25 protein-coding genes are annotated in these 25,346 nt (G+C 62.4%); 11 read left to right on the plus strand and 14 right to left on the minus strand.

Features of this window, described 5'->3' with window-relative positions:
• Positions 1-13: 13 nt before the first annotated feature.
• The 3 genes from LB559_RS01030 to LB559_RS01035 all read right to left on the minus strand — a co-directional run bounded on the left by LB559_RS01030 (position 14) and on the right by LB559_RS01035 (position 1,279).
• A complete protein-coding gene (locus LB559_RS01030) occupies positions 14-310 on the minus strand; it encodes a hypothetical protein (RefSeq protein WP_224672878.1) in 297 nt (98 codons plus the stop codon).
• 14 nt (positions 311-324) lie between these two features.
• A complete protein-coding gene (locus LB559_RS32805) occupies positions 325-450 on the minus strand; it encodes a hypothetical protein (RefSeq protein WP_263498926.1) in 126 nt (41 codons plus the stop codon).
• Between the two features lie 82 nt (positions 451-532).
• On the minus strand, positions 533-1,279 hold the full coding sequence (locus tag LB559_RS01035) for a cytochrome c biogenesis CcdA family protein (RefSeq protein ID WP_063173667.1): 747 nt from the start codon (positions 1,277-1,279) through the stop codon (positions 533-535).
• Between the two features lie 185 nt (positions 1,280-1,464).
• Between LB559_RS01035 and LB559_RS01040 the strand changes: the two genes are divergently transcribed.
• The 9 genes from LB559_RS01040 (at position 1,465) to LB559_RS01080 (ending at position 11,374) form a co-directional block, all read left to right on the plus strand.
• Positions 1,465-1,842, plus strand: coding sequence for a hypothetical protein (locus LB559_RS01040; RefSeq protein ID WP_064995804.1), 378 nt, complete (start codon positions 1,465-1,467; stop codon positions 1,840-1,842).
• A 359-nt stretch (positions 1,843-2,201) separates the two neighbouring features.
• Entirely contained in the window at positions 2,202-4,838 is a 2,637-nt protein-coding gene (gene topA, locus LB559_RS01045) for a type I DNA topoisomerase (RefSeq protein WP_064995803.1), read from the plus strand.
• 6 nt (positions 4,839-4,844) lie between these two features.
• Positions 4,845-7,163: a ribonuclease R gene (gene rnr / locus LB559_RS01050; protein WP_064995802.1), complete on the plus strand. Its 2,319-nt coding sequence runs from the start codon at positions 4,845-4,847 to the stop codon at positions 7,161-7,163.
• 11 nt (positions 7,164-7,174) lie between these two features.
• Entirely contained in the window at positions 7,175-7,609 is a 435-nt protein-coding gene (locus LB559_RS01055; RefSeq protein ID WP_024503574.1) for a DUF983 domain-containing protein, read from the plus strand.
• Between the two features lie 86 nt (positions 7,610-7,695).
• Positions 7,696-8,436, plus strand: coding sequence for an NUDIX hydrolase (locus LB559_RS01060; RefSeq protein ID WP_027161472.1), 741 nt, complete (start codon positions 7,696-7,698; stop codon positions 8,434-8,436).
• Positions 8,437-8,511: 75 nt separating this feature from the next.
• Complete coding sequence (locus tag LB559_RS01065) at positions 8,512-9,690, plus strand: MFS transporter (protein WP_024503576.1); 1,179 nt, start codon at positions 8,512-8,514, stop codon at positions 9,688-9,690.
• 111 nt (positions 9,691-9,801) lie between these two features.
• Positions 9,802-10,260 carry a hypothetical protein gene (locus tag LB559_RS01070; protein WP_024503577.1) on the plus strand — a complete coding sequence of 153 codons (459 nt, stop codon included), beginning with the start codon at positions 9,802-9,804 and terminating at the stop codon, positions 10,258-10,260.
• A gap of 153 nt (positions 10,261-10,413) precedes the next feature.
• Positions 10,414-10,581, plus strand: coding sequence for a 50S ribosomal protein L33 (gene rpmG, locus LB559_RS01075; RefSeq protein WP_006201775.1), 168 nt, complete (start codon positions 10,414-10,416; stop codon positions 10,579-10,581).
• 583 nt (positions 10,582-11,164) lie between these two features.
• Positions 11,165-11,374 (plus strand): hypothetical protein, encoded by a 210-nt coding sequence (locus tag LB559_RS01080; protein WP_013531922.1) that lies wholly within the window; start codon positions 11,165-11,167, stop codon positions 11,372-11,374.
• A gap of 316 nt (positions 11,375-11,690) precedes the next feature.
• Here LB559_RS01080 and LB559_RS01085 read toward each other — a convergent pair whose 3' ends face one another.
• From LB559_RS01085 to LB559_RS01125, 9 genes are all read right to left on the minus strand, one after another.
• The gene (locus tag LB559_RS01085; protein WP_024503579.1) at positions 11,691-12,758 is read right to left on the minus strand and encodes an ABC transporter ATP-binding protein; all 1,068 of its coding nucleotides are present in this window, start codon (positions 12,756-12,758) and stop codon (positions 11,691-11,693) included.
• Positions 12,759-12,762: 4 nt separating this feature from the next.
• Positions 12,763-13,611, minus strand: coding sequence for a carbohydrate ABC transporter permease (locus tag LB559_RS01090; protein WP_013531924.1), 849 nt, complete (start codon positions 13,609-13,611; stop codon positions 12,763-12,765).
• Positions 13,611-14,534 (minus strand): carbohydrate ABC transporter permease, encoded by a 924-nt coding sequence (locus tag LB559_RS01095; RefSeq protein ID WP_013531925.1) that lies wholly within the window; start codon positions 14,532-14,534, stop codon positions 13,611-13,613. The genes LB559_RS01090 and LB559_RS01095 overlap by 1 nt, the downstream gene beginning before the upstream one ends.
• 214 nt (positions 14,535-14,748) lie before the next feature.
• Positions 14,749-16,026 carry an ABC transporter substrate-binding protein gene (locus LB559_RS01100; protein WP_013531926.1) on the minus strand — a complete coding sequence of 426 codons (1,278 nt, stop codon included), beginning with the start codon at positions 16,024-16,026 and terminating at the stop codon, positions 14,749-14,751.
• Between the two features lie 29 nt (positions 16,027-16,055).
• Entirely contained in the window at positions 16,056-17,243 is a 1,188-nt protein-coding gene (locus LB559_RS01105; protein ID WP_224672879.1) for a PLP-dependent transferase, read from the minus strand.
• Complete coding sequence (locus LB559_RS01110; RefSeq protein WP_224672880.1) at positions 17,240-17,974, minus strand: FadR/GntR family transcriptional regulator; 735 nt, start codon at positions 17,972-17,974, stop codon at positions 17,240-17,242. The genes LB559_RS01105 and LB559_RS01110 overlap by 4 nt, the downstream gene beginning before the upstream one ends.
• 136 nt (positions 17,975-18,110) lie before the next feature.
• Positions 18,111-19,583, minus strand: a complete 1,473-nt coding sequence (locus LB559_RS01115) for an FAD-dependent monooxygenase (RefSeq protein WP_224673097.1) — start codon at positions 19,581-19,583, stop codon at positions 18,111-18,113.
• Between the two features lie 521 nt (positions 19,584-20,104).
• Positions 20,105-21,478 carry a PleD family two-component system response regulator gene (locus LB559_RS01120; protein WP_024503582.1) on the minus strand — a complete coding sequence of 458 codons (1,374 nt, stop codon included), beginning with the start codon at positions 21,476-21,478 and terminating at the stop codon, positions 20,105-20,107.
• 33 nt (positions 21,479-21,511) lie between these two features.
• Positions 21,512-21,883 carry a response regulator gene (locus LB559_RS01125; protein WP_013531932.1) on the minus strand — a complete coding sequence of 124 codons (372 nt, stop codon included), beginning with the start codon at positions 21,881-21,883 and terminating at the stop codon, positions 21,512-21,514.
• Between the two features lie 246 nt (positions 21,884-22,129).
• On the opposite strand from LB559_RS01125, the gene LB559_RS01130 reads away from it, so the two are divergent.
• Positions 22,130-22,429, plus strand: coding sequence for a DUF3572 domain-containing protein (locus LB559_RS01130; RefSeq protein ID WP_024503583.1), 300 nt, complete (start codon positions 22,130-22,132; stop codon positions 22,427-22,429).
• Entirely contained in the window at positions 22,426-23,079 is a 654-nt protein-coding gene (locus LB559_RS01135; RefSeq protein WP_013531934.1) for a hypothetical protein, read from the plus strand. The genes LB559_RS01130 and LB559_RS01135 overlap by 4 nt, the downstream gene beginning before the upstream one ends.
• 10 nt (positions 23,080-23,089) lie before the next feature.
• Here LB559_RS01135 and LB559_RS01140 read toward each other — a convergent pair whose 3' ends face one another.
• Both LB559_RS01140 and LB559_RS01145 read right to left on the minus strand, forming a co-directional pair.
• On the minus strand, positions 23,090-24,622 hold the full coding sequence (locus LB559_RS01140) for a hypothetical protein (protein ID WP_224672881.1): 1,533 nt from the start codon (positions 24,620-24,622) through the stop codon (positions 23,090-23,092).
• A 107-nt stretch (positions 24,623-24,729) separates the two neighbouring features.
• On the minus strand, positions 24,730-25,305 hold the full coding sequence (locus tag LB559_RS01145; RefSeq protein ID WP_024503584.1) for a GNAT family N-acetyltransferase: 576 nt from the start codon (positions 25,303-25,305) through the stop codon (positions 24,730-24,732).
• Positions 25,306-25,346: the final 41 nt, after the last annotated feature.

Raw genomic sequence — 25,346 nt, forward strand, 5'->3', positions numbered from 1 at the left:
GCAGTCAGCACCCCTACAACAGGCCGTGTTTCCTGAATTCCGCCTGCTCGTCACCCGATATCCAGCCAAACACCTTCAGCTTGCCATCGCGCTTTTCGACGAGATAGTTGATCGCAAAGTCGATGGTCACGAGACTCCCATCCTTGCGTTCATAGTCACCGGACCAGTTTACCTCAGCCACGCAATGGTCCTGATCGATTGGCATCACCGAGACATCGACGCAGGTCATTCTCTTGCTGCCGAGGGCACGATAGGCCTCAAAACCCTTTGTCATAATGGCCTTCAACTGCTCGCCATTCTCGCCAACCATGACCGCCGCCGGCGTCACCGAGACAAACCCGCCGAATACATGTCCGCGACGTCGTTGAGATCGACGGTGTCGGCGATCGCGTCATTGTAGATTTTCTCATAGGCCTTGAAGAATTTTCGCACATCCGCCTTGGCTACCATTCTCGCCTCCCGGCTCGAAAAAGTGTTGGTCAACGGCACTGCAAATGCGAGCTGGTGTGCATCGTTCCCGTGCGGGGGGAGACTACCCCAGCCGCCCCAGCACTGGAAAATTCTCCAGCAGCCAATACGACACGGTCTGCACGCCACCAGTCAGAAAAAACACACCGGCGATCACCAGCAGCGCGCCGATGGCCTTTTCGACGCGGCCGAGATGGACGCGGAATTTGCCGAGGAAGCGCATGAAGGCGCCGGAAAACAGCGCGGCGATCAGGAACGGGATGCCCAGCCCGAGCGAATAGGCGGCGAGCAGCAGCGCGCCCTCGCCCACCGTCTCGCGGCCGCCGGCCAGCGTCAGGATCGGTCCCAGCACCGGGCCGATGCAGGGCGTCCAGCCGAAGGCGAAAGCCAGCCCCATGACATAGGCCGCGATTGCACTTGCCGGCTTCCCTTGCGACTGGAAGCGTGCCTCGCGTGACAGCAGCGGAATGCGCAGGACGCCGAGGAAATTCAGGCCCATCAGGATGATCAGCACGCCTGCGCCCATGGCCAGCGGCTCCTGCCAGACGCGCAGCAGCCGGCCGATGGTCGAGGCGCCGGCGCCGAGCGCGACAAAGACGGTCGAGAAGCCGAGCACGAAGGCGATCGAAGAATAGATCAGCGCGCCGCGTGCGCCTTCACGCGCTGTCGCACCCGCATTGCCACGGAAATCGTCGACCGAGACGCCGGCCATATAACAGAGATAAGGCGGCACCAGCGGCAGCACGCAAGGCGACAGGAACGAAATCGCCCCAGCCCCGACCGCGCTGACATAGCCGATGTCCAATGCCATTTCCAAGAACTCCTATGTCGTGACGCCGATATAGCGACGCGCAGCCTTGTCCACCAATCACCATTGTGTTGGCAAGATCATCCATTGCCCGACGCACTTGCCAGGAAGAAACGACAGCCCGCAGGCGTTGATGCTGTGAGGCCGCGATTTCCCGCGCGTCTCCAGATATCAGTCAGGAGATTTCCATGAAAACCATAACCGCAGGACTGGCAGCGCTTCTGCTCAGCACCGCCGCATCCTTCGCTGCCGACGCGTGGAAGGAAGCCGAGGTCAATGGCGCCAAGATCTACACCGACGCCAATGGCATGACGCTTTACACCTATGACAAGGACGAGAGGGGCAAGAGCAACTGCTACGACAAATGCGCCACCAACTGGCCGCCGCTGAAAGCCGAAGCCGGCGCCAAGGCGGATGACGAGTGGAGCGTCGTCGACCGCACCGACGGCACCAAGATGTGGGCCTATGACGGCAAGCCGGTCTACACCTTCATAAAGGACAAGAAGCCCGGCGATGTGACCGGCGACGGCGTCGGCGAAGTCTGGCATATCGTCAAGGCCGACTAAGCACGCCAGTCCCGCTGCTGGCGGGACAAGGGCTGGTCGCCGGGCATCTCCATGCCATCCGGCGGCCGGCATCGAACAGCCCGTTATAATGTCGCCCGTCCTGGTTTGGGCAGCATTTCAACGACTCGGCGGAAAAATGAATCGGGTCGTTTCCGCTGACTCAGACCCACCATCTGCCTTTCCCAAATTCTGTGATTTTCTCCATACACTCTAAGAGTGTATTGCTGCGGACCGGCCCGCAATTTGGGCGCTTCCCCTTGACCGGATGCAAAAGCGCGGCCATGTGAGCGACAAATAGAACGAGATTTCGTCGCGCGCAGCGGAATTCTTCTGCCGCACCACAGCTGATATGAGACCTCATGGACGTCGTCGTCGTCGAATCGCCGGCCAAGGCGAAGACAATCAACAAATACCTCGGCAAGAACTACAAGGTTCTGGCCTCGTTCGGCCATATCAGGGACTTGCCGGCCAAGGATGGCTCGGTGCGTCCGGATGAGGATTTCGCCATGTCCTGGGCGGTCGACACCGCCTCCGGCAAGCGCCTCGCCGACATCGCCAAGGCGGTCAAGGACGCCGACGGCCTGATCCTCGCCACCGATCCGGATCGCGAAGGCGAAGCGATTTCCTGGCATGTGCTGGAAGTTCTGAAGCAGAAGCGCGCGCTGAAGGACAAGCCGGTCAGCCGCGTCGTCTTCAACGCCATCACCAAATCGTCGGTGCTGGAAGCGATGGCCAATCCGCGCCAGATCGATGCGCCGCTGGTCGATGCCTATCTCGCCCGCCGGGCGCTGGATTATCTCGTCGGCTTCACGCTGTCGCCGGTGCTGTGGCGCAAACTGCCGGGCGCCCGTTCGGCCGGACGCGTCCAGTCGGTTGCGCTGCGTCTCGTCTGCGACCGCGAATCCGAGATCGAGCGCTTCATTCGCGAGGAATACTGGCAGATCGCTGCACTGCTGGGCACGCCGCGCAACGAGAATTTCGAAGCGCGGCTGACCGCCTTCGATCGCAAGAAGCTGCAAAAGCTCGACATTTCAAACAAGGCGCAGGCCGACGACATCAAGTCGATGCTCGAAGGCGCGACCTTCAAGGCGGTGTCGGTGGAAGCCAAGCCGACCAAGCGCAATCCCGGCCCGCCCTTCACCACCTCGACGCTGCAGCAGGCCGCCTCGTCGGGTCTCGGCTTCTCGGCCAGCCGCACCATGCAGGTGGCGCAACGCCTCTATGAAGGCATGGAGATCGGCGGCGAGACCACCGGTCTGATCACCTATATGCGAACCGACGGCGTACAGATGGCACCCGAGGCGATCGACGCCGCACGCGATGCCATTGCCAAGGAATTCGGTCCAAAATACCTGCCGGAAAAGCCGCGCCAATATACGGCCAAAGCCAAGAACGCCCAGGAAGCGCACGAAGCGATCCGCCCGACGGATTTCATGCGCACCCCGGCATCGGTCAGGCAATATCTCGATTCCGACCAGATGCGGCTCTATGAGCTGATCTGGAAGCGCGCCATCGCCAGCCAGATGCAGCCGGCCGAAATCGAGCGCACCACCGCAGAGATCGAGGCGGTCAATGGATCGCGCACCGCGGAGCTGCGTGCCGTCGGTTCGGTCGTTCGGTTCGACGGTTTCATCGCCGCATACACCGACCAGAAGGACGACGATGCGGAAGACGAGGAAAATCGTCGCCTGCCCGAGATCCGTGCCGGCGAGCAGCTTGCCCGCCAGGCGATCAACGCCACCCAGCACACCACCGAGCCGCCGCCGCGTTACTCCGAAGCGTCGCTGATCAAGAAGCTGGAAGAGCTCGGCATCGGCCGGCCTTCTACCTATACGGCGATCCTGAAGACGCTCGAGGACCGCGACTATGTCACCATCGACAAGCGCCGGCTGGTGCCGCAGGCCAAGGGCCGGCTGCTGTCGGCTTTCCTCGAAAGCTTCTTCAAGCGCTATGTCGAGTACGACTTCACCGCGTCCCTCGAGGAAAAGCTCGACGAGATTTCGGACGGCAAGCTCGCCTGGAAGGACGTGCTGCGCGATTTCTGGAAGGATTTTTCCGGCGCCGTCGCCGACATCAAGGAACTGCGCGTCACCGACGTGCTGGATGCGCTCAATGAAGAGCTGGCGCCGCTGGTGTTCCCCGCGCGCGAAGACGGTTCGAATCCACGCATCTGCCCGAAATGCGGCACCGGCAATCTGTCGCTGAAGCTCGGCAAGTTCGGCGCCTTTGTCGGCTGCTCCAACTATCCCGAATGCTCCTTCACCCGCCAGCTCGGCGATGCCGCCAACCCCAATGGCGAGAATGGCGGCGGCGAAGACGGCACCAAGGTCATCGGCAAGGACCCCTATACGTCAGAGGAAATCACGCTGCGCAGCGGCCGCTTCGGCCCCTATCTGCAACGCGGCGACGGCAAGGAAGCCAAGCGCTCCAGCCTGCCCAAGGGCTGGACGGCAGAGTCGATCGACCACGAAAAGGCGCTGGCGCTGCTGTCGCTGCCGCGCGATGTCGGCCAGCATCCGGAAACGGCCAAGATGATCTCGGCCGGGCTCGGCCGTTACGGTCCGTTCGTGCTGCATGACGGCACCTATGCCAATCTCGAAAGCATCGAGGACGTGTTCTCGATCGGCCTCAACCGCGCCGTGTCGGTGATCGCCGAGAAGCAGCTGAAGGGCAAGGGTGGCCGCAATGGCGGCACGGCCGCTGCGCTCAAGGAGCTCGGCGACCACCCCGATGGCGGCGGCAAGATCGTCGTGCGCGACGGCAAATACGGGCCTTACGTGAATTTCGGCAAGGTCAATGCTACGCTGCCCAAGGGCAAGGATCCCCAGTCGGTGACGATGGAGGATGCGCTGGCGCTGATTGCCGAGAAGGAAGCCAAGGGCGGCGGCGGCAAAAAGCCGTTCCGCAAGGCGGCCGCGGCCAAAGCTCCGGCAACCAAGAAAGTAGCCGCCAAGAAGCCGGCTGCTAAGAAGCCGGCCGCGAAGAAAAAAGGGTAGGACAGCGTGGCGCGCAAGATCACCGGCAGAACCCACGGCGATCCGCGCACCGCCGACACCAGGGCCAAGGTCAAGGACGACTATCGGCCGTCGCGTGACGAAATCCTGCGCTACATTGCCGAAAATCCTGATCGCGCCGGCAAGCGCGACATCGCCAAGGCGTTCGCGCTGCGCGGCGACGACCGCATCTGGCTGAAGGATATTTTGCGCGACCTGCAGGACGAAGGCGTCCTCACCAAGGAGCGCAAGGGGCTGGCCCGCGTCGGTGCCCTGCCCCATGTCACGGTCCTCGATATTTTCGACCGCGATGCCGATGGCGTGCTCTTGGCGCGCCCAACCGAACACACAGCCAATGGGCCGCCGCCGATCGTTTCCATCCGCCTGTCGCGCAGTGGCAGTGGACCGGCGCCCGGCATTGGCGACCGCGTGCTGGCCAAGACCTTTCCGGCCGACGACACGAACGTCGCCCTGGGCGGCCCCGCCTACACCGGGCGGGTGGTGAAGATTTTCGAAAAACGTACCGATGCCGTGCTCGGTATCTTTCGCATCCTGCAGGACGGCACCTTCCGCATCGAACCGGTGGAACGGCGCCAGCCCGAACTGATCGTCGACAAGGAATTCCAGAACGGCGCCAAGAATGGCGACCTGGTCGAGGTCGAGCCGGCGCGAGCCTCCCGTTTCGGCTTGCCGAGAGCCAAGGTGCTCAACGTGCTGGGCTCTCTGACCAGCGAAAAGGCGGTCTCTATGATCGCCATCCATGCGCACGACATTCCGCATATCTTCCCGGCCGACGTCATCGCAGAATCCGAAGCCGTCAAACCGGCGACGCTTGACCATCGCGAGGATTGGCGCGACCTGCCGCTGGTCACCATCGATCCGGCCGACGCCAAGGACCATGACGACGCCGTCTTCGCCACGCCGGATCTCGACGAGAAGAACCCCGGCGGCGTGGTTGCCACCGTGGCGATCGCCGACGTCGCCGCCTATGTGCGCTATGGCACTGCACTCGACCGCGAAGCGCTGAAGCGCGGCAACTCGGTCTATTTCCCGGATCGTGTCGTGCCGATGCTGCCCGAGCGCATCTCCAACGATCTCTGCTCGCTGCGCGAGGGCCAGGACCGGCCGGCATTGGCGGTGCGCATGATCTTTTCGGCCGAGGGCCGCAAGCTCAGGCACACCTTCCATCGCGTCATGATGAAGTCGGCGGCAAAGCTCGCCTACCAACAGGCTCAGGCGGCGATCGACGGCGCGCCGGACGACAAGACAGGCCCGATCCTCGAAACCGTGCTGAAGCCACTGTGGGACGCCTATGCGATCCTGAAGCGCGGCCGCGATGGCCGCCAGCCGCTCGAACTCGATCTGCCGGAGCGCAAGATCGTACTCAAGCCGGACGGCACCGTCGACCGCGTCATCGTGCCGGAGCGGCTCGATGCCCACAAGCTCATCGAAGAATTCATGATCCAGGCCAATGTCGCCGCGGCCGAGACGCTGGAGGCGAAGAAGCAGGAGCTGGTCTATCGCGTCCACGACGCGCCGTCGCTCGCCAAGCAGGAATCGCTGCGCGAGTTCCTGCAGACATTGGGCCTGTCACTGGCGCGCGGCGCGCAGATGCAGCCAAGCCAGTTCAACGGCATTTTGGAGCGCGTGCGCGGCGCCGACAATGAAGGCCTCGTCAACGAAGTGGTGCTGCGCTCGCAGAGCCAGGCCGAATACTCGCCAAAGAACATCGGCCATTTCGGTCTCAACCTCCGCCGCTACGCCCATTTCACCTCGCCGATCCGCCGCTATGCCGATTTGATCGTGCATCGCGGACTTATTGCCGCACTCGGACTGGGTCCGGGTGGGCTGACGCAGGACGAAGCGGCACGGCTCGAAGATGTCGCGGTGCTGATCTCCGGCACGGAACGCCGCGCAATGGCGGCCGAGCGGGACACGGTCGACCGTCTGATCGCCGCCTATCTCGCCGAACGCGTCGATGACCGCTTCGATGCCCGCATCTCCGGCGTCACCAAATCAGGACTATTTGTCCAATTGCCGCAGTACGGCGCGGATGGTTTCATCCCGGTGTCAACTCTGGGCGGCGATTACTATATATACGATGAAACGGCTCGCTCCCTGTTCGGAGAACGCTCTGGCAAAGGCTACCAACTCGCGGACCGCGTCGAGGTCCGGCTTATCGAGGTGGCGCCGATGGCCGGCGCAATGCGCTTTGAGATGTTGACCGACCCAAAGCCTCTGCCGGGCTCCAAGCGGTCGTTTCACAAGGCCAAGGGCCGCGCCCGCGCGTCGCAATCGCGACCGGGTTCGCGCGGCAGGAGACGATGATGACAACAGCCATGGAAGAACAGGTTTTCGGCGGAGAACATCACTCGGGCCGGGCCGCACGCCCGCTGTGGACGGCGATGAAGCGCGGCCTGCTCGGCCGCTGCCCGCATTGCGGCGAAGGCAAGCTGTTTCGCGCTTTTACCAAGACCGTCGACACATGCGGCGTCTGCGGCGAGGAATTGCATCACCACCGGGCCGACGACCTGCCGGCCTACCTCGTCATCGTCATTGTCGGCCACATCGTGCTGGGCGCTTTCATGGGCGTGGAGGCGACGTCGACTTTGTCCATATGGCAGCACATCGCCATCTGGGTGCCGCTGACCATCCTTTTGTCGGTTGCGCTGCTGCAGCCGGTCAAGGGTGCCGTCATCGGACTGCAATGGGCCTTCTATATGCACGGCTTCGGCGGCGAGCACGACGTGATCGAGCCGCATCCCGGAGCCTAGGCCGCAGCCAAGAATGCTGCCTGGCGCAACATACCGACCGTGAAAGGCCACTTTCGCTTGCCAGAAGTTTCCGCTAGGTCCTGCGCATGGACGGTATGACCAAGGCGGAAGTCGACAGGATCGAGCGGAGCATGATCGCTCATAGCGACCGGCCAATTCGCCCGCGCGACGCGGCAACTCTCATCCTGCTCGACCGCAAGGACGACGACGTACTGGTTCTGATGGGTCGCCGCCATGCCGGCCACGCCTTCATGCCGGGCAAGTTCGTCTTTCCCGGCGGCCGCACCGATCCGGCCGATAGCCGCATACCGGTCGTCGCCGCCCTGCACCCGGAGCAGGAAGCCAAGCTGATCGCCGGGCCGGGGCGCACAAGCGCCGCACGAGCCCGCGCCATCGCCCTGTCGGCCATCCGAGAGACCTATGAGGAAGCCGGGCTGCTGATCGGCCGCAAGGGTGCTTTCGCAACCCCCAGATCCGACTGGCAAGGCTTTGCCGAACACGGCGTGCAACCCTCTCTCGACATGCTGCGCTTCGTCGCGCGCGCCATCACGCCACCCAACCGGGTGCGCCGCTTCGACACCCGCTTCTTCAGCGCCTGGCGTGACGACGTCGCGGTCGAACTGCCCGGTGGCGGTCCGACCAACGAACTGGAAGAGCTGGTCTGGCTGCCGCTTGCCAAGGCCAGGGAAGCCGACATACCCGACATCACCCGAATGATCCTGGACGAGTTGGAAAAGCGCCTCGCCCATGATCCACTGTTGCGTCCAGGCGGTCCCGTGCCCTTCTACCGGCTTGTCCGCAGCCGCTTCATCCGCGAACTTCTCTAGAGCAATTCCAGGAAAGTGTGACGCGGTTTTCCGTCCGAATTGCGTAAGATCAAACAGACAGAGTATTCAGCATCCATGACGGTCGATACCCAACCAAAGGGCGACGAGCGCGTACACTGGCTGCCGATGGTGGCGGCGATCTCGTCGATCAGCGTCGTCGGCATCGCCATCGGCCTCGGCATGCCGCTGCTCAGCGTCATCCTCGAAACACGCGGCCACTCGGCTTCGATGATCGGCCTCAACACCGCCGTCGCCGGCCTCGCCTCGATCGCCGGTGCGCCGCTGGCGACCCCGCTCGCCATGCGCTTCGGCGTTGCCTGGACCATGATCGCCATGATCGCCGCCGGCGCGCTGGCCTTTGTCGGCTTCCATTTCGCACCCGATTTCTGGATGTGGTTTCCACTGCGCATCGTGCTGCACATTGCGCTGACGGTGCTGTTCATCCTGTCTGAATTCTGGATCAGCACCTCGGCGCCGCCGCACCGGCGCGGCCTTGTCCTTGGCATTTACGCCACTGTCCTGTCGCTCGGCTTTGCCGCCGGACCGTGGCTGTTCGCTCATCTCGGCAGTTCCGGCTTCAGGCCGTTCGGCGTCATCATCGCGTTGGTGACGCTGGCGGCCATACCCGTGCTGGCAGCACGCAACGAGAGCCCGTCGATCGCCTCGGATGGCGAAACCAGCAATTTCCTGCGCTACATCTGGCTGGTGCCGTCGGCGACCGCTGCCGTGCTGGTGTTCGGCGCGGTGGAAACCGGCGGCTTTGCGCTGTTCCCGATCTACGGCAGCCGAATCGGCTATTCCGAGGCCGATGCGGCCCTTCTGCTGACCATGATCGGCCTCGGCAATGTGTTGTTGCAGATCCCGATCGGCATGATCAGCGACCGCGTCAGCGATCGCCGCTACCTGCTGATTGCCTGCGCGACGGTCGGTCTTATCGGCACCGTGTTCATGCCCTTCTTCGCCCAGAATTGGCATTTGATGGCCGCGCTTCTGTTCGTCTGGGGCGGCGTCGTCGCTGCCATGTACACGATCGGCCTTGCCCATCTCGGCTCGCAGCTTTCCGGCCATGAACTGGCGTCGGCCAATGCCGCCTTCGTGCTGTGCTACGGCGTCGGCATGGTGCTCGGCCCGCAGGCGATCGGCATCGGCATGGATGCGTTCGGCCCGTCCGGCTTCGGCTGGTCGCTCGGCCTGTTCTTCGCCGCCTATATCGCTTTGGTCGCCGTCAGGTTGGTTCGCAAGATCCTGCTGTAGCGCGACTGCGGCCTGCCATGCATTTGGCACGGCACGGTGACAGGCTGCTGACAGAACCGTGTCAGGAGCACAGGGCTAAAAAGGTGTCCCAAAACACTTGAGGACACTTCCATGATCGACAGCGGCTTTGAAACCACATCGCTACGAATGACACTGCTTCTGCTCGTGACCTTCCAGGCTCCGGCCGCTGACGTCGACCGCATCATGGATGCCGTGGTGGCGATCGCGCCGCTGGCCATGGGCAAATATGACCGCAATGCCTATCAGTCGGCGCACGGCATCGAACGCTACAGGCCGCTTGACGGTGCGGCCGCCGGCGCCGAAACCGAATTGCGGCGGCGCCCCGGCACGGTCGAGGTTTCCTTCGAACTGCCGGACGACCAGGCGCTGGCCGCCCGCGTCGTCGAGGCGATTTTCCAGGCGCACTCCTACCAGGAACCGGTGATCCGCATTCAGCCGATTCTCGCCAGCCGTTCCAAGGGGCTGGACGACCGCGCCAATCCGAATCGCTGGTGGAACACGACCGGAGACTGGAAGAAGGTTGCGGCATCGGCGACGGAAACCGCATGATTTCCGCTCCCGAGCCGGCTCTGGTGGGTCGCACAAGGCCTACCGGGCTTGACTTTCCGGGCGCGTTCTTTATGTGTCGCGCCAAGTTTCCCGCGTCCGGGTGTTTCCCCGTGCTCCAGCGGCCAAAACCCCACGAACAAACGGACTGATATCATGGCCAAAGCCGCAAACATCAAGATCAAGCTTCTGTCGACCGCCGACACCGGTTTCTTCTACGTGACCAGCAAGAACAGCCGCACCAAGACCGACAAGCTGTCGTTCCGCAAGTACGACCCGGTCGCCAAGAAGCACGTCGAGTTCAAGGAAACCAAGATCAAGTAATCCGGGTTTCCCGCCGCAATGCCGAAACGCCGCCCAATGGGCGGCGTTTTTCGTTTGTAACAGTTGATTTCGTTGCATCCGAGCAGAGACTTCAGCCAAAGGATTGACCCTTAGCCATGGTTGCGGCACCCTTGGCCGTGGGTTGGGTGTCACGAATAAGGCGCCTATGGATGTCGAAGAAGTTGAAAGCTGCAATCATTGCAGCCCTTGTCGCTCTGGCTGCTGGCTTCGCCGTCAGCAACGGGCTGATAAGCCAGCAGACGGCTGATGAGATCAAGGCCAGGACTGACCAGGTTCTGACTGAGGAAGAGGCCCCACCGCCTGCACCTCAGCCTGACAGCCCCGCCACGCCTTCCACGGAACCCGCACCGCAGGCTCCGACACCTCCCGCCGCGGCACCCCCGCAAGGATCACAACAGGGTCAATGAAGAAGCCTCGCCAGGATGGGCTCCTCTCGTGCGATCGCGCCATCTGAGTGTATCGTTTTAATACAATCGCCAATTGGTAGACTTGCACCACGGATAGGTAGTTAGTTTCAGCGTCAGGCAAAAAGGGGGGAAATGCCTCGCACTGGGAGAAAACGATGTCCGTACAAAAAGGCGACTTTCGAACCAACAGAGCCGACTACGTGATTGCCGCGATGCATGGCGGAGTGACCGCCGAAGACAGCGTTCGAGACGAGAACCTGGCAAGGAGAAAGAAGTCCCTGTGGCTGAAGGAGCGGCGATCGGCCAAATCGGCTGAAAACCCGTTGGACAGCTCGCCGCTGTCCAAAAGAAGCCCTCGCGGTTAGCGGTCTACAATCGCCTTCCGCGATCACACCATATCCGCACACAACCCACTCGCCCATATTGCAGGTGCCACCGTCGGTGTTGACTAACTCCGACGGTGGCCTAGTTCGCGGCGAAATGACCTCCGTTCTTTTGAGAAGACGGCGGGACTAAGGTCTTGCGCCCTAGACGCAAAGGTCCGAGCGATCCTGTTAGGTTCCGGAAATGTCTCTTGGACGTTCCGCTATTTTATCCAATTGAAATGTAGCGTTACCGTGTATGTCCCGCCCGATAGCGGCGCCTGATCCGGCTGCCCGCATCCGACCCGGCTGCGTCCCCTCAGCCGATGCGCTCGCCGCTTTTCGCATCGAACAGATGCAGCTGGTCCGGTTCGGCCGCCAACCGCACCACGTCGCCGGACTTGACGCCGGCACGGCCCATGGCAAAGACGCACAGCTGCTGGCTGGCTAGCTTGACGTAGAACTGCGTCGAAAGGCCGAGCGGCTCGACCACACCCACCTCGCCCTTCAACGCACCCTCGTCCGCCAGCTTGATATGCTCGGGCCGCAAACCGACGGTGATGGCGTCACCGTGGGTCAGTGGCAGGCCTTCCGGCAGCCGCAGCGCCTGGCCGTCGGCCAGTACGGCCTCCAACGTAGCGCCCTTACGAACCGTCGCCGGCAGAAAATTCATGCCGGGTGAACCGATGAAACCCGCAACGAACATGTTGGCCGGCCGGTCGTAGAGATCGAGCGGCGCGCCGACCTGCTGGATCAGCCCGTCATGCATGACGACGATCCGGTCGGCCATGGTCATCGCCTCGATCTGGTCGTGCGTGACATAGACCGATGTCGTCTTCAGTTGCTGGTGCAGCGCCTTGATCTCGGCGCGCATATGGACGCGCAGCTTGGCGTCGAGGTTGGACAGCGGCTCGTCGAACAGGAAGACCTTGGGGTCGCGCACGATCGCCCGGCCCATGGCGACGCGCTGGCGCTGGCCGCCGGACAATTGCCGCGGCAGGCGCTGCAGGAAGGTGTCGAGCCCGAGCCGCTTGGCGGCGCCGTCCACCCTGGCGTCGATCGTCGCCTTCTCCGCCTTCTTCAGGAGCAGGCTGAAGCCCATGTTCTTCGACACGTCCATATGCGGATAGAGCGCATAGGACTGGAACACCATTGCGATGTCGCGGTCCTTGGGTGCTACGTCATTGACCAGCCGCTCGCCAATGCGGATCTCGCCGCCGGAAGCCTCCTCCAACCCGGCGATCATGCGCAAAAGCGTGGACTTGCCGCAGCCCGACGGCCCAACCAGGACGACGAACTCGCCATCGGCGATTTCAAGGTCGACCGCGTGCAGGACGCGGACGGCGCCATAGTCCTTGCGGACCTTCTCGAGCGTAACAGAGGCCATCGATCTATCCTTTGACGGCGCCGGCGGTCAGGCCGGTGACGAGATAGCGTTGCAGGAAGGCGAAGAAGATGCAGACCGGGATCAACGCCAGGATGGATGCCGCCATCATCTGTCCCCAATCGACGGCGAACTTGCCGATGAAGGTGAGCAAGCCGACGGCGAAGGTCTTCTGGTCGTCGCTGGAAATCAGCATTAGCGCGAACAGAAGCTCGCTCCAGGCGGCGGTGAAGACGAAACCGAGCGTCGCGCCCATGCCCGGCAGCGTCAGCGGTACAATCACCTTGCGCATCGCCTGCGCACGCGTGCAGCCGTCGATCATCGCCGCTTCCTCCAGATCCTTGGGGATGCCGTCGAAAAAGGACTGCATGAGGAAGGTGGCAAAAGCCGTGTTGAAGGCGGTGTAGATGATGATCAGCCCGGTCAGGCTGTTGATCAGTCCGATCTGACCCATCACGCGGTAGATCGGCGGAATGACCATCACCAGCGGAAAGGTCTGGGTCAAAAGCAACATCAGCGCCAGTGCTGCCTTGCCGCGAAAGGTGAAGCGCGACATGGCATAGCCGGCAAGCGTGGCGATGATTGTCACCAGTGCCGCCGTCGATACCGAGACGATGACGCTGTTGAGGAAATAGCGGGGGAAATCGGTGGCCTCGAGCACGGTGACGAAGTTCTGCAGCGTCATGTGCGACGGCCAGAAGGTGATGCCTTCGGAATAAAGCAGCCGCTCCGGCGTGACCGAGATCTTCAGCGTCCAGTAGATCGGGAACAAGGCAAAGAGCACGTAAGCCGCGATTGCCGCGTAGAGGCCGATGCCGCCGAAGAAGCGCTGCGAGGCTGTGCGTCCTGCGATCATCAGACGTGCCTCACCAGGGTGCGGCGGATACCGATCAGCGCAATCGCATAGGCAATGAGCAGGACCAATAGCAGCACGGCCACCGCCGAGGCATAGCCCTTGTCCAGCGATTTGAAGGCGCTGACATAGATGTAGACCGGCACCGTGTTGGTCGAGCCGGCCGGTCCGCCTTCGGTCATGACGAAGATCAGGTCGGCGAAGGTGGCGATCCAGATGGTGCGCAACATCACGGTGATGGCGATGGTCGGCGCCAGAAACGGCAGCGTCACCTTGGTGAAGCGCTGCCAGGGCGAGGCTCCATCGATGGCCGCAGCCTCATGCAGTTCCGACGGGATCGACTTCAGCGCCGCCAGGAGCGTGATGGCGAAGAACGGAATGCCGAACCAGATATTGGCGACGATCGGCCCCCACATGGCGGTTGACGGATCGGACAGCACATTGGTCGGCTCGGCCTTCAGACCCAATGCAAACAGCCAGTGCGGCAGCGGGCCGATGATCGGATTGAACAGCCAGGCCCAGGTCAGGCCCGACAGGAAGGACGGCACCGCCCAGGGCAGGAACACCAGGGCTTGTACAGCCTTGCGGCCGCGAAACGGCTTGTCGAGCAGAAGCGCCAGGCCAAGGCCGAGGAAGAACTGGAAGAAAAGGCTGGCGACCGTCCACCACAACGTGTTGACCAGCGCCTGGCCCAGCACCTGATCCGACAGCATCGCCTGATACTGGCCGAGCCCGACATATTCGGACTTGAACGCCGAGAACTTGCGGAAGGAGTAGCTGATGCCGATGACCAGCGGCACCAGAAGCACCACGACCAGCAGGATGATCGCCGGGCTGAGATAGAGCCATGGCTCGATAGCGGCATGGGATAGCCGCTTGCGACGCGGCTTGCCGACGGATCGTATTTCGGACACGGCGTAGGTCATTGGCTCGGGGGCGCTCCTGGAACGGCGTCGGGGCTGATGACAAGCGTCCTTCTCCCCGTTTCACGCGGAGAAGATGCCGGTCCACCCTCCGCAGCTGCTGCGGAAGACGGGCGGGCAGATGAGGGGCAGCGCGAACCTATCGAGGCATAGCGCCGCCCCTCATCCGTCACTTCGTGACACCTTCTCCCCGCAAACGGCGAGAAGGGAAGAAAAACTACTTCTTGTTCTTCGCCAGCCAGTCCTGCTGTTCCTTGGTCAGGAAGGCAGCCCACTGGTCGGCGACGTCCTTGGCCGTCTTCTGGCCAAGCAGCACTTCCTGAAAATTCTTGATCGCCACCTGGTCGACGAAATTGCCGAGGTTCTCCAGATGCGTCGGCGGGGTGACCATTTCATATTTGGAGCTGTCGCTGAGCTCCGTGAACCAGCCCTTGAACTGCTCGGTCTTGAAATGGGGATCCTGGTCGGCACCGTTGTGGATCGGGACGACGCCGACTTCCTTGGCCCATTCCAGATTGTCCTTCGGCGACAAAAGGGTCGCCATCAGCTTCCAGGCGTCGTCCTTGTGCTGCGAGTTGGCGAACATGGCCCAACCGGCATAGCCGAGTGTCGGATAGGATTTGCCGCTCGGCCCGACCGGCAATGGCGCCACCGCGAAATCGTCGGCGCTCATCTTGTCGGCGATGCCGAGCAGCGCGTCCGGATCCTGGTTGAGCATGGCGCAGGTGCCGGAATAGAAGCCGGTGACCGTTTCGTTGAAACCCCAGCTCACCGCATCCTTCGGCGCCAGTCCGTCCTTGTACATGTCGGCCAGCATCTGCAGGCCCTTGACCGAGCCCTCCTCGTTGATCGTCGAAGTGCCGTCCTCGTTGAAGTAACCGCCCTTGCCGGCGGCGATGTTCATGAACATGTGCATGCCATTGAAGGCGCCCGGCCCGCCGCGCAGGCAGTAGCCGTACTTGCCCGGGAGCGCGGAAATCTTCTTGGAATCGGCGACGAAATCTTCAAGCGTCGCCGGCGGGCCATCGAGGCCGGCCTCCTTGAACAGTTTCTTGTTCCAGAACAGCGCGTTCACATAGTAGCCGTAGGGGATCATGAACTGGGTGTTGTTGACGGTCGAGCCGAACTGTTTGGCGCGGTCGCCAAGCGTCTTGGCGTCATCCCATTTGGCCATATACGGGCCGAGATCCTCGAGTTGGGCATTGTTGGCATAGAGGCCCATCCAGCGCTCCGGCATCTCGACCACGTCGGGCGTATCGCCGGCCTGCACCATGGTCAGGAATTTCTCGAACGCCTGCCCCCAGGGCAGCGAGATCAGCTCGACCTTGATGCCTGGATTGGCCGTTTCGAACTCGGCGATCTGCTTCTTCAGGAATTCGGTGCGTGGCGGGCTGGTGATGACTTCGACCATTTTCAGGGTCGAATCGGCCACAGCATTTCCGGCGGAAATCGCCAGTCCCGCAACGGTGGCAAGCATGACGGTCAGTTTTTTCATGTTCAAGACTCCCATTTTGAACCCGCTTGTTATTTTCTGGCTTTTTCGAAGGCTTGGGCGACATCCGCCCACAGGTCTTCGACACTCTCCAATCCGACATTGAAGCGGATGGTTCGGGGGCTGACGCCGAAGCGCGCCATCGAATTCAGGCCCGGCGTCTGCTCCAGCGACGCCTTGGCCGGCACGACCAGGCTTTCATGCCCGCCCCAGCTGACGCCGATGCGGAAATATTTCAGCGCGTCGACGAAGACGGCGATGTCGATCTCGTCCGTAACCTCGAAGGAGAACAGCCCGGCATAGCCGGCCAGCGTCGCCTTGCCCGGGTGGTTCGAATAGACGGGATGGTTGACCCGCTCGACAGCGGCATGCGCCTTCAGGCGTTCGGCGATGGTCAGGCCGCTCTTCATGTGGTGCGGCAGGCGCAGCGGCAGCGTGCGCAGGCCGCGCAGCAAAAGCCACGCCTCGAACGGTGACAGCTTGCCGCCGAGATAGGAATAGGTCTGCTCGTTGATGTGCTTGATGTGGGCAGCCGAACCCGCCACGACGCCCGCGACCGTATCGCTGTGGCCGCCAAGGTATTTCGAGGCCGAATGCAGCACCAGGTCGACGCCATGCGTGATCGGCTTCTGGAACACCGGCGTCGCCCAGGAATTGTCGATCGTGGTGACGATGCCCTGTTCCTTGGCCAACCGTGTCAGATGCGCGATGTCCTGCAGCTCGAACATCATCGAGGTCGGGCTTTCCAGATAAAGCAGCTTGGCACCGGGAAGTGCCGCCGCGACCGCATCCGGGTCGGAGCCGTCGACATAATCGACCTTGATGTTGAGCCGCGGCAACAGCCGCTCGAACAAACGGTAGGCATCGCCATAGCAATTGCGCACCGCCACGATGCGCTCGCCCGCACCGACGAACGCAAGCACCGTGGCGCTGATCGCCGCCATACCACTGGAAAAGCCGCGCGCGGCTTCTGCGCCCTCGAGCGCTGCCACGCGCGCCTCGAACTCCATCACCGTGGGATTGTCGCCGCGCGAATAGATCGGCTGCCTTCGTTTGCCGGCAAAGGTTTCGGCCATCTCGGCATAGTTGGCGAAGGTGAACAGCGAGGTCTGGTAGATCGGCGGCACCACCGCACCGCCGGGGAACGGTTCGTCATGCGCCAAAAGCGTCGCCGCTTCGGCGAGATAGTCGTAATCGAAACCTGATGGATGCTCGTTCATGTCTGGCTCGAGAGTTTGAGTTTGGCCGCGCCGCGCTTGAGGTCGTCCTCGACGGTGGCGATCAGCTTGAGCGCCTCGGCGCGAGCGCCCTGCGGATCGCGGGCAGCAATGCGTTCGTAGACGGTCCGGTGATAGGGAAAGCTGGCGTGGCCGAAGTCACGCACGCCGAGCGGATGCTCCCAGAAGCGGTGAAACAGCTCATGCATGGCGGCGATGATCTGCTCGAACAGCGGATTGCCCGAGACCCGGTAGATCGCCTGGTGGAACTCCCAATCCTCTTCCGACGACATGCCCTCGCGCGTGCGGAACGCCTGTTCCATGATGTCGAGCTTGCGTGCGATCTCGGCAATATCGGCTTGGCTGGCGCGTTCGGCGCAAAGGGCTGCTGCCTCCGCCTCCAGCGCGCGGCGGATCTCCAGCGTCTGCATCAGGCTGGTGAAATCATTGCCGCCGGCCAGTGTCAGCGGCATGTGCAGCATATCAGGCGAAACAGCCGCCTTGAGATAGGTGCCGCTGCCTTGCCGGCGTTCGACGAGGCCGAGCCCTTCCCAGCGTGTCAGAGCCTCGCGCACGGTGTTGCGGCTGACCTTCAGCCGCTCGGCGAGAATGCGTTCGGTTGGGAGTCTGTCGCCCAGCTGCAGGGCTTCGGCGCGAACAAATCCCACCAACGCTTTCAACACGGCGTCGTCGCGCGCCGTGATTTGAATGGGTGGCAGGCTGTTCTGGTCCACATTTCCTCCGAGTGGTCCAATGGTCCAACCAATTCTGCACAGTTGAAAACTCCTGTCAACCGACTGTCAGGAGCACTGTCGGAGGAAGCGACGCAATATTCTCAAGGCGGTCGCGCGATCGCTTCGATCGCGTCTGCTAACCTGCGGCAGCAGGCGGCCCGAACCAGGTGGTCAGCGCGTCCACAAGGCCCCGTTGGGTTCCCGCCCCGGCCCAAGCCACATAACCATCGGGCCGGATCAAGACCGCGTCGGGCGCAACGACACTCCCGAGAGCCGGCAGGTCCCAGATACCGGCGTAACCGGCGTCGATCTGCCGAACCCGTTCTGCCCAGGGCGCGATGTCCAGTCTGCCGGGCTCACCGAGGTTGAGCAGCACGGGCCGCGCGTCGTGCAGCAAGGTGAAGACCCGCAACGGTCCGCCGGCGGTGGTCAGATCGAGATCGGGCATTCGCCGCCCAAGCAGCGGGTGCCCCTCGCCGAGGTCGTAGTGGACACACAGGCCGGACATCTCGGCTGCGATCTTTTTGCGGGGTTCATCCATGCCGAGCAACTCGGCAACGGTGTCGGCCAAGGCCTTGCTGCGGTCATCCGTGCGGCGAAGCGCGACCTGCGCCATCGTGTTACGCAACACGCGGGCGGCAACCGGATGGCGCTCGGCGTGATAACTGTCGAGAAGGCTTTCCGGCGATATCCCCTTGATGACCTGGGCCAGCTTCCATCCAAGGTTCACCGCATCCTGCACGCCGATGTTGAGGCCCTGTCCACCCATCGGCGGATGGACGTGGGCGGCATCGCCGGCCAGCAGCACGCGTCTGTCGCGATATGCGGCAGCCTGGCGCGTCATGTCGGTGAAGCGGGAGAGCCAGGTCGGGCTGTGGACCGCGAAATCGGTGCCATAGATGGCAGCCAGCGCCTCGCTGAGCTCGCGTAGCGTCGGTTCGCCGCGCGCCTCCAGGCGGGGCTCCGTCAGCACGACGCCAACCTTCTTGCCGTCCTCGATCTTACCCAGGGCATGAATTCCGGAGGCGTTGCTGCGGAAGCCCCATGGCGGTTCTTCCGACATTTCGACCTCGGCAATCATCCAGCTCATCGTCGGATCCCATCCGGCGAACTCGATACCGGCCGCCTTGCGAATGGTGCTGCGGCCTCCGTCGCAGCCGACCAGATATGCGGCCCTCAGGCGGTGACCGGTGGACAGTTCGACGTCGACGCCGCTGTCGTCCTGGATAAACCCCGCAACCTCGTGTTCACGATAGATCGGCACCTTCAACTCGCCGACCCAGTCGGCCAGGATGCGCTCGATGTGGTTCTGCCGCAACGCCAACAGGTAATTGTGCCGGGTTGGGAAATCGCTGATGTCCAGGCGGATCATGTGAAAACCTACGGCCGGGCTCACTTGGCCCTGCGAGAGGAACCGATCGGCAATTCCGCGCTGGTCGAGCACCTCGATGGTGCGTGCATGGAGGCCGCCTGCGCGCAGGCCGGCAAGTTTCTGATCCGGCCGCCTTTCGACAATGGCAACGTCGACGCCTGCTAGCGCCAGTTCGCCCGCCAGCATCAATCCCGTCGGACCACCCCCGGCGATCACCACCGCATGATCTGAAACCATTATCATCACTCCCGTTTTCCGCACCTTGGTTCGGGTCGGTTTTACGGGAGGAGCCGGGTCTTGCCGCAAGCCCCTTGTGCGCCATATGTATGAAATGGAAGGGAACGGTATTGTTCCCCCTGTTGGTTGCCGCGGAACAAGCGCTCGGGGCAGTTTCCCGTAACGATATCCAGATTTTCAGGCGCAAAAACCCAGAGTCTTCCGTGCTTTGGCACGGAGCTCTGATGTTCATTGGAAAGAAGGGGGCCGGTCGGCGTTTGGCAGCGGTACGAGGAGGCCACTATGTGCCAGCGCCGGCCGGCCGACCCCACGAACCCAGGAGATGCGGCGGACCTGAGCATCATGGGGTATTCCCAGGGACCGGAGCCGGCGGTCTATCCTCGTGCCGGCTTCGTCTTGGCCTGCACAGTCGCGCAAGAGCTTATAAAAATCAACAGTTTCTTAACCAAGGCTCGCGAATCGCTTGGATTAAGGTAAACGGGTAACCCTGTCGGGTTGACTGGATAATCGGGGCTGGATCACTACGCCGCCTTGGCGACGACCCGATTGCGGCCGCCGCTTTTGGCTTCGTAGAGCGCGAGATCGGCACGCTTCATGAGCGCCGCCACCGTGTCCACGCCCTTCAGCACCGACGACACACCGACGCTGACCGTGACTTCGATCGCCTTGCCGTCCTGGCCGATGGCGAAAGCCGCCTGGGCGATTTCGGCGCGAATGCGCTCGGCCACCTTCTCGGCCACCGCGCCCTCGGTATCCGGCATCACCACGACGAATTCCTCGCCGCCAAAGCGGCAGGCAAGGTCGATACCCCTGACATTCTTGCGCAGCCGCCGTGCGAATTCCCGCAGCACCTCGTCGCCGCCATCATGACCGTGCGCGTCGTTGATCGCCTTGAAGCGATCGAGGTCGGTGATCATCACCGACAGCGGCCGGCGCCGTGCCACGGCGCGATCGAACAGCGTCTGCAGATGGCTGTCCAGATAGCGGCGATTGTGCAGCCCGGTCAAACCGTCGGTCACCGCCATTTCGATGGTCTGGGTGACGCTGGCCCGTAGCTGGTCGTTGTAGCGCTTACGGCGCACCTGCGTGCGCAGCCGTGCCGTCAGTTCCTGCTGGTCGATCGGCCGCATGAGATAGTCGTTGATGCCGAGTTCCAGGCCGCGAATGATACGTTCCTCCTCGCCCTCCTCCGCCAGCAGGATAATCGGAACGAAGCGGGTGCGATCGAGCGAGCGCAACTGCGAACAGAGCCTCAGCGGATCGAAATCGGCGAACGCGGTCGAGATCATCACGCATTCATAGGATGTCTCGGCGGCCTGGAAGAAACCGGCATGCGGATCATGTGTGACGTCGAGGTCGGCCCGATCACGCAGCATCTTCTGGATGCGCTCGACGGATGTTTTGCGCTCGTCGATCAAAAGCACTTTCGGCGTCGTGTCCTCGGATGCGAAATTGCGGCTGAGCAACTCCTCGATGCCGATGTTGCGCGTCGTCGAGGCGCGCAGCCGCAACTCGTCGGTCAGCGACTTCAGCCGAACCAGGCTCTTGACGCGCGTCATCAGCTGCAGGTCGTTGACCGGCTTGGTCAGGAAGTCGTCGGCGCCGGCCTCAAGCCCGCGGACGCGGTCGGAAACCTGGTCCAGCGCGGTGATCATCACCACCGGAATGTGCGATGTCGCCGGATCGCTCTTCAGCCGCCGACAGACCTCGAAGCCGTCCATATCAGGCATCATCACATCGAGCAGCACGACATCGACCTTGCCGTTCTCGCAGGTCTCGATCGCATCCGGCCCGTTGGTGGCGGTCAACACTTCGAAATATTCGGCCAGCAGCCGCACTTCCAGCAGCCGCACATTGGCAGGGATATCGTCGACGACGAGGATCCGCGCAGTCATTTCATAACGCTCCGACTCGGCTGAAGGGGCACATCACGCATCGCCCAGATAGGATTTGATGGTTTCGATGAAACGCGGCACCGAAATCGGCTTCGAAATATAAGCCTCGCAGCCACCCTGGCGGATACGTTCCTCGTCGCCTTTCATGGCGAAGGCGGTCACGGCGATGACGGGGATGACGTGCAGTTCGTCGTCCTCCTTCAGCCATTTGGTCACTTCAAGCCCCGACACCTCAGGCAATTGGATATCCATCAAGATGAGATCCGGCCGGTGCTGGCGTGCCAGATCGAGCGCTTCCAGACCGTTGCGGGTGCGCACGGTCTCGTAACCGCTTGCCTCGATGAGGTCCCGAAAGAGCTTCATGTTGAGCTCATTGTCCTCGACGATCATAACCTTCTTCGGCATCGATATCCCGTCCCGGCCGCCCTTCCGCTTCGAAGGCGACCGTCATGCGCCCATGTCTGAACGCACCAAACCCTGCTTCACTTTACGGCAATATGATTGACGAAACGGAAATCCGCGGCTGGAAAACAGCGCGAATTCCACCTCGTCGCCTGCGCGTCCAAAGGGCGCGCCACGCTCTAATGGCTTGCCGCAAGCAACTCTTGCCATTACTGCGGGAGAGACTCATTCCACACACCGAAGGTAGTGATGGCAAACGCAGCGTCAATGCGCGAAGAAGCGGAATCGATTGCCGTGAAGGCCCTGGGCTTTGTCGCCTCCGATCCGGAGCTTTTGCCGCGCTTTCTGGCTATCACCGGCATAGAGGTCCATTCGATCCGCAAAGCCGCCAGTGAGCCAGGTTTCCTGGCTGGTGTCCTGCAATTCATCCTCGCCCACGAGCCGACGCTGATGCGCTTTGCCGAGGAAACAGGCACCCCGCCGGCTGCTGTCGGCAAGGCCCTGCGGTCGCTGCCGCTGGGCGATGACAACCACGAGCATTCCATATGAGCGATGATCCAGAAACAGCGCGCCAGATCGAAGAACTGGCAGCCGACAACCGGCCGTTGCTGGTGCTCGATGTCGACGATGTCGTGCTCGAATTCATCCGCCCGTTTCCGAATTTCCTCAAGACGCGTGGCTATGGCCTGACGCTGGCCTCGTTCCGGCTGACCGGCAACATCGCAGAGACGGCCAGCGGCCGCCTGATCGAACAGCCCGAAGTCACGGCACTGCTGGGCGATTTCTTTGACACGCAAGCCGATTGGCAAAACATTACGGACGGCGCGGCAGAGGCCCTGGCAGGGCTTGGCGACCGCGCGGAAATCATCTTGCTGACGGCCATGCCGCACAAACACCGTGCCGTGCGTCGTGTCCATCTCGACGCGCTTGGACTGAGCTACCCGCTTCTGACCACTGAAATGGCCAAAGGACCGGCAGTGGCCAAGCTTCGCGGCAAGGCCGGCCGACCGGTGGTCTTCGTCGACGATCAGCCGCACAATCTGGCGTCGGTGCGGGAATCGGTCGCCGACGCCGAACTGTTCCACCTGATGGCCGACAATTCGCTGCGCGCATTCCTGCCCCCGGTGACGGACGATGTGGTCGTCGTCCAGGACTGGCACGAAGCCGCGCCGAAGATCGCAAGCGCGCTGGGGCTCTAAACTCCAGCCTTCAAGGGTTCAGTTTCGCACCTGCGCCGCCGCTGTCGTCCCCGCTGTCATCGTCGCCGTCACCATCGTCCACGCTGTCGTCCACGGCCGGATCGGCAGGCTTCAGCATGACGCCATTGACGGTGACCGAACCGTCGGCCTTGGCGTTGACGATCCATTCCAGCCGGCCATCGGGCAGCGTCTTGCCAAAGCCCTTCGCCATGAGAGCGACTGGCACGTATTGGGCCACCTCCGGTTCCGACTTTGCCGCTTCCTGCAGGCCTTCGACAAGCTTGTCGAAGCCGGCGACATCGACGGTCACGCTACCTTCGGGCTTTTCGCCTGGGAATGTCATCTCGCCTTCCAGGGCGATCTCCGTATCCTTGTTCTTCACGGTGCTGTGGCCAAGCACGACCTTCGGCGACTTGGCCATGAAGTCGGCCTTAAGCTGCTGGCCGAATTCGGCAGACAGCGGCGGATTCTTATTGAGATCAAAGGCTTCGATCGCCTTCTTCGCCATGCTGTCGAGATCGATATTGGCGCCGCCAAAGTTCAAATCGACATCGGTGGGCAACAACCCCACGCTCCAGCTCGGGAGAAGCTGGGTCGGCACGGTCAGTCCCGATGCCTTGATGCCGTAGGTGATCGTGCCATTTTGGGCGACGCCGTCGGAGCCGAACACGGTGCTGAGCTGGGTGGCGCCGAAATTGCCGACCGGGCTTTCCACCGCGAAATCCTTGAAACCATAGGTCCCGTCGATACGCTGCCAAAGCGGTAAGGCGGCGAACAAAAGCGATTTGAGCTGCGCCTGGTTGGCCTTCAGCGTCGCCTCGTCCTCGTTGGCCACAGCAAATGCCAGGAGATCGAGCAATGGCTTGGTCTGCACGCCCTTGCCGCTGGCTTCGACCGACAATTCCGGCGACCTGACGGTGACCGGGAATTTCAGCCCGCTCTCGGGGTCATCGAAATTGATCGCTTCGACAAAACTCGACACCTTCTGCGAGGTTGTGAAATCGACGCCTCCGGTCGCCGACTTGGTCGCGGCAACGGTCGCGATGCCAGCGCCGGTGCTGGCCTCCATGTGCTGCTTGGCATCCTTCGACGCCATCGTCATGCCGGCCATCGAACTGGTGCCGCTGGTGAAGGCCGCCAGATTTGGATCGTAGACGCCCGAGCCCTTGCCGTCCTTGATCGAAAACTGAGTGCTTTGCAGGCCTTCGGGTCCGTTGAACTCGAAGGAGGCGCTCTGGGAGAAATCCATCGAGACATCCCAGCATCCGTCGCTGCGCGGCTTGACCATCAGGGCATAGGGCGCGAAGTCGAACTTCAGCAGTTTCTGGTCCGGAAATGATGCGGCAAGTGCCTTGAAATCGAACAGGATCTTGTAAGCACCACCTTCCAGCGAAACCTTCAAAATGCCTTTGTCGATCGCCTGCTTGCCGACATAGCGGGACAAGTCGTCGGACAATTGCTTCGCACCCTGACTGTCGACGGTCTGACTGAGAGCAGGGGCACTCAACGCAAGAAGGAACACGAATGGCAGGGCACGGTTCACGCGAATTCTCCGTTTGACCGAGAAGAAAGGCTTTGTCCGTCTGGTATGAAATTACCGCTGCAACCGCAAGGTGAGATCGACAACGGCATCCGGGCAGGCAATCTCGATCAAAGCACCAGCCGCATCAGCGGCCGACCGGCCTTGCGTTCCAACAGCCTCTCGAAACCAGCCTTCTCGAAGACCCGCGACGAGCCGACGAACAGGCCGATCGAACGCGAATCGCGAGACAGATCTATCGGACAAGCCTCGAGCAGCCGTGCACCGTTCTGGCGGGCAAAATCGATGCCGCCTTCGACGAGGCGATGCGTGATGCCCCTGCCGCGCGCCTTGCCGCGGATGAAGAAGCAGGAGATCGCCCAGACGGCCGGATCCGTGGCGTCGGCAGGATCGACCGGTGCCGACCCCCTGCCCTGGTTGTTCCATTCGGGCACGTCGGCGCGCGGTCCGATCTGCATCCAGCCAACCGCCTGACCGTCCTCGAATGCCAGCAGGCCCGGCGGCGGGCCGGCCTCGATGCGCGCCTTGATGTGGTCCTTGTTGCGTTCCCGGCTGCTCTCGCGGCGCATCGCCGGCGCCAGCCGGAAATGCGTGCACCAGCAACCGTAGCAGGCACCTTGCTTGCCGAAGAGGTCCTCGAATTCAGCCCAAAGCTCGGGCGCAAGCGGCGCTATGGTCGTGCTCATGCGTTCTCCCCAGGCCAGCCTTGTCGCTGGCCTTGCACTGT

Origin of the sequence: Mesorhizobium sp. BR1-1-3 (assembly GCF_020165455.1) — a bacterium.
Taxonomy (GTDB): Bacteria; Pseudomonadota; Alphaproteobacteria; order Rhizobiales; family Rhizobiaceae; genus Mesorhizobium; species Mesorhizobium ciceri.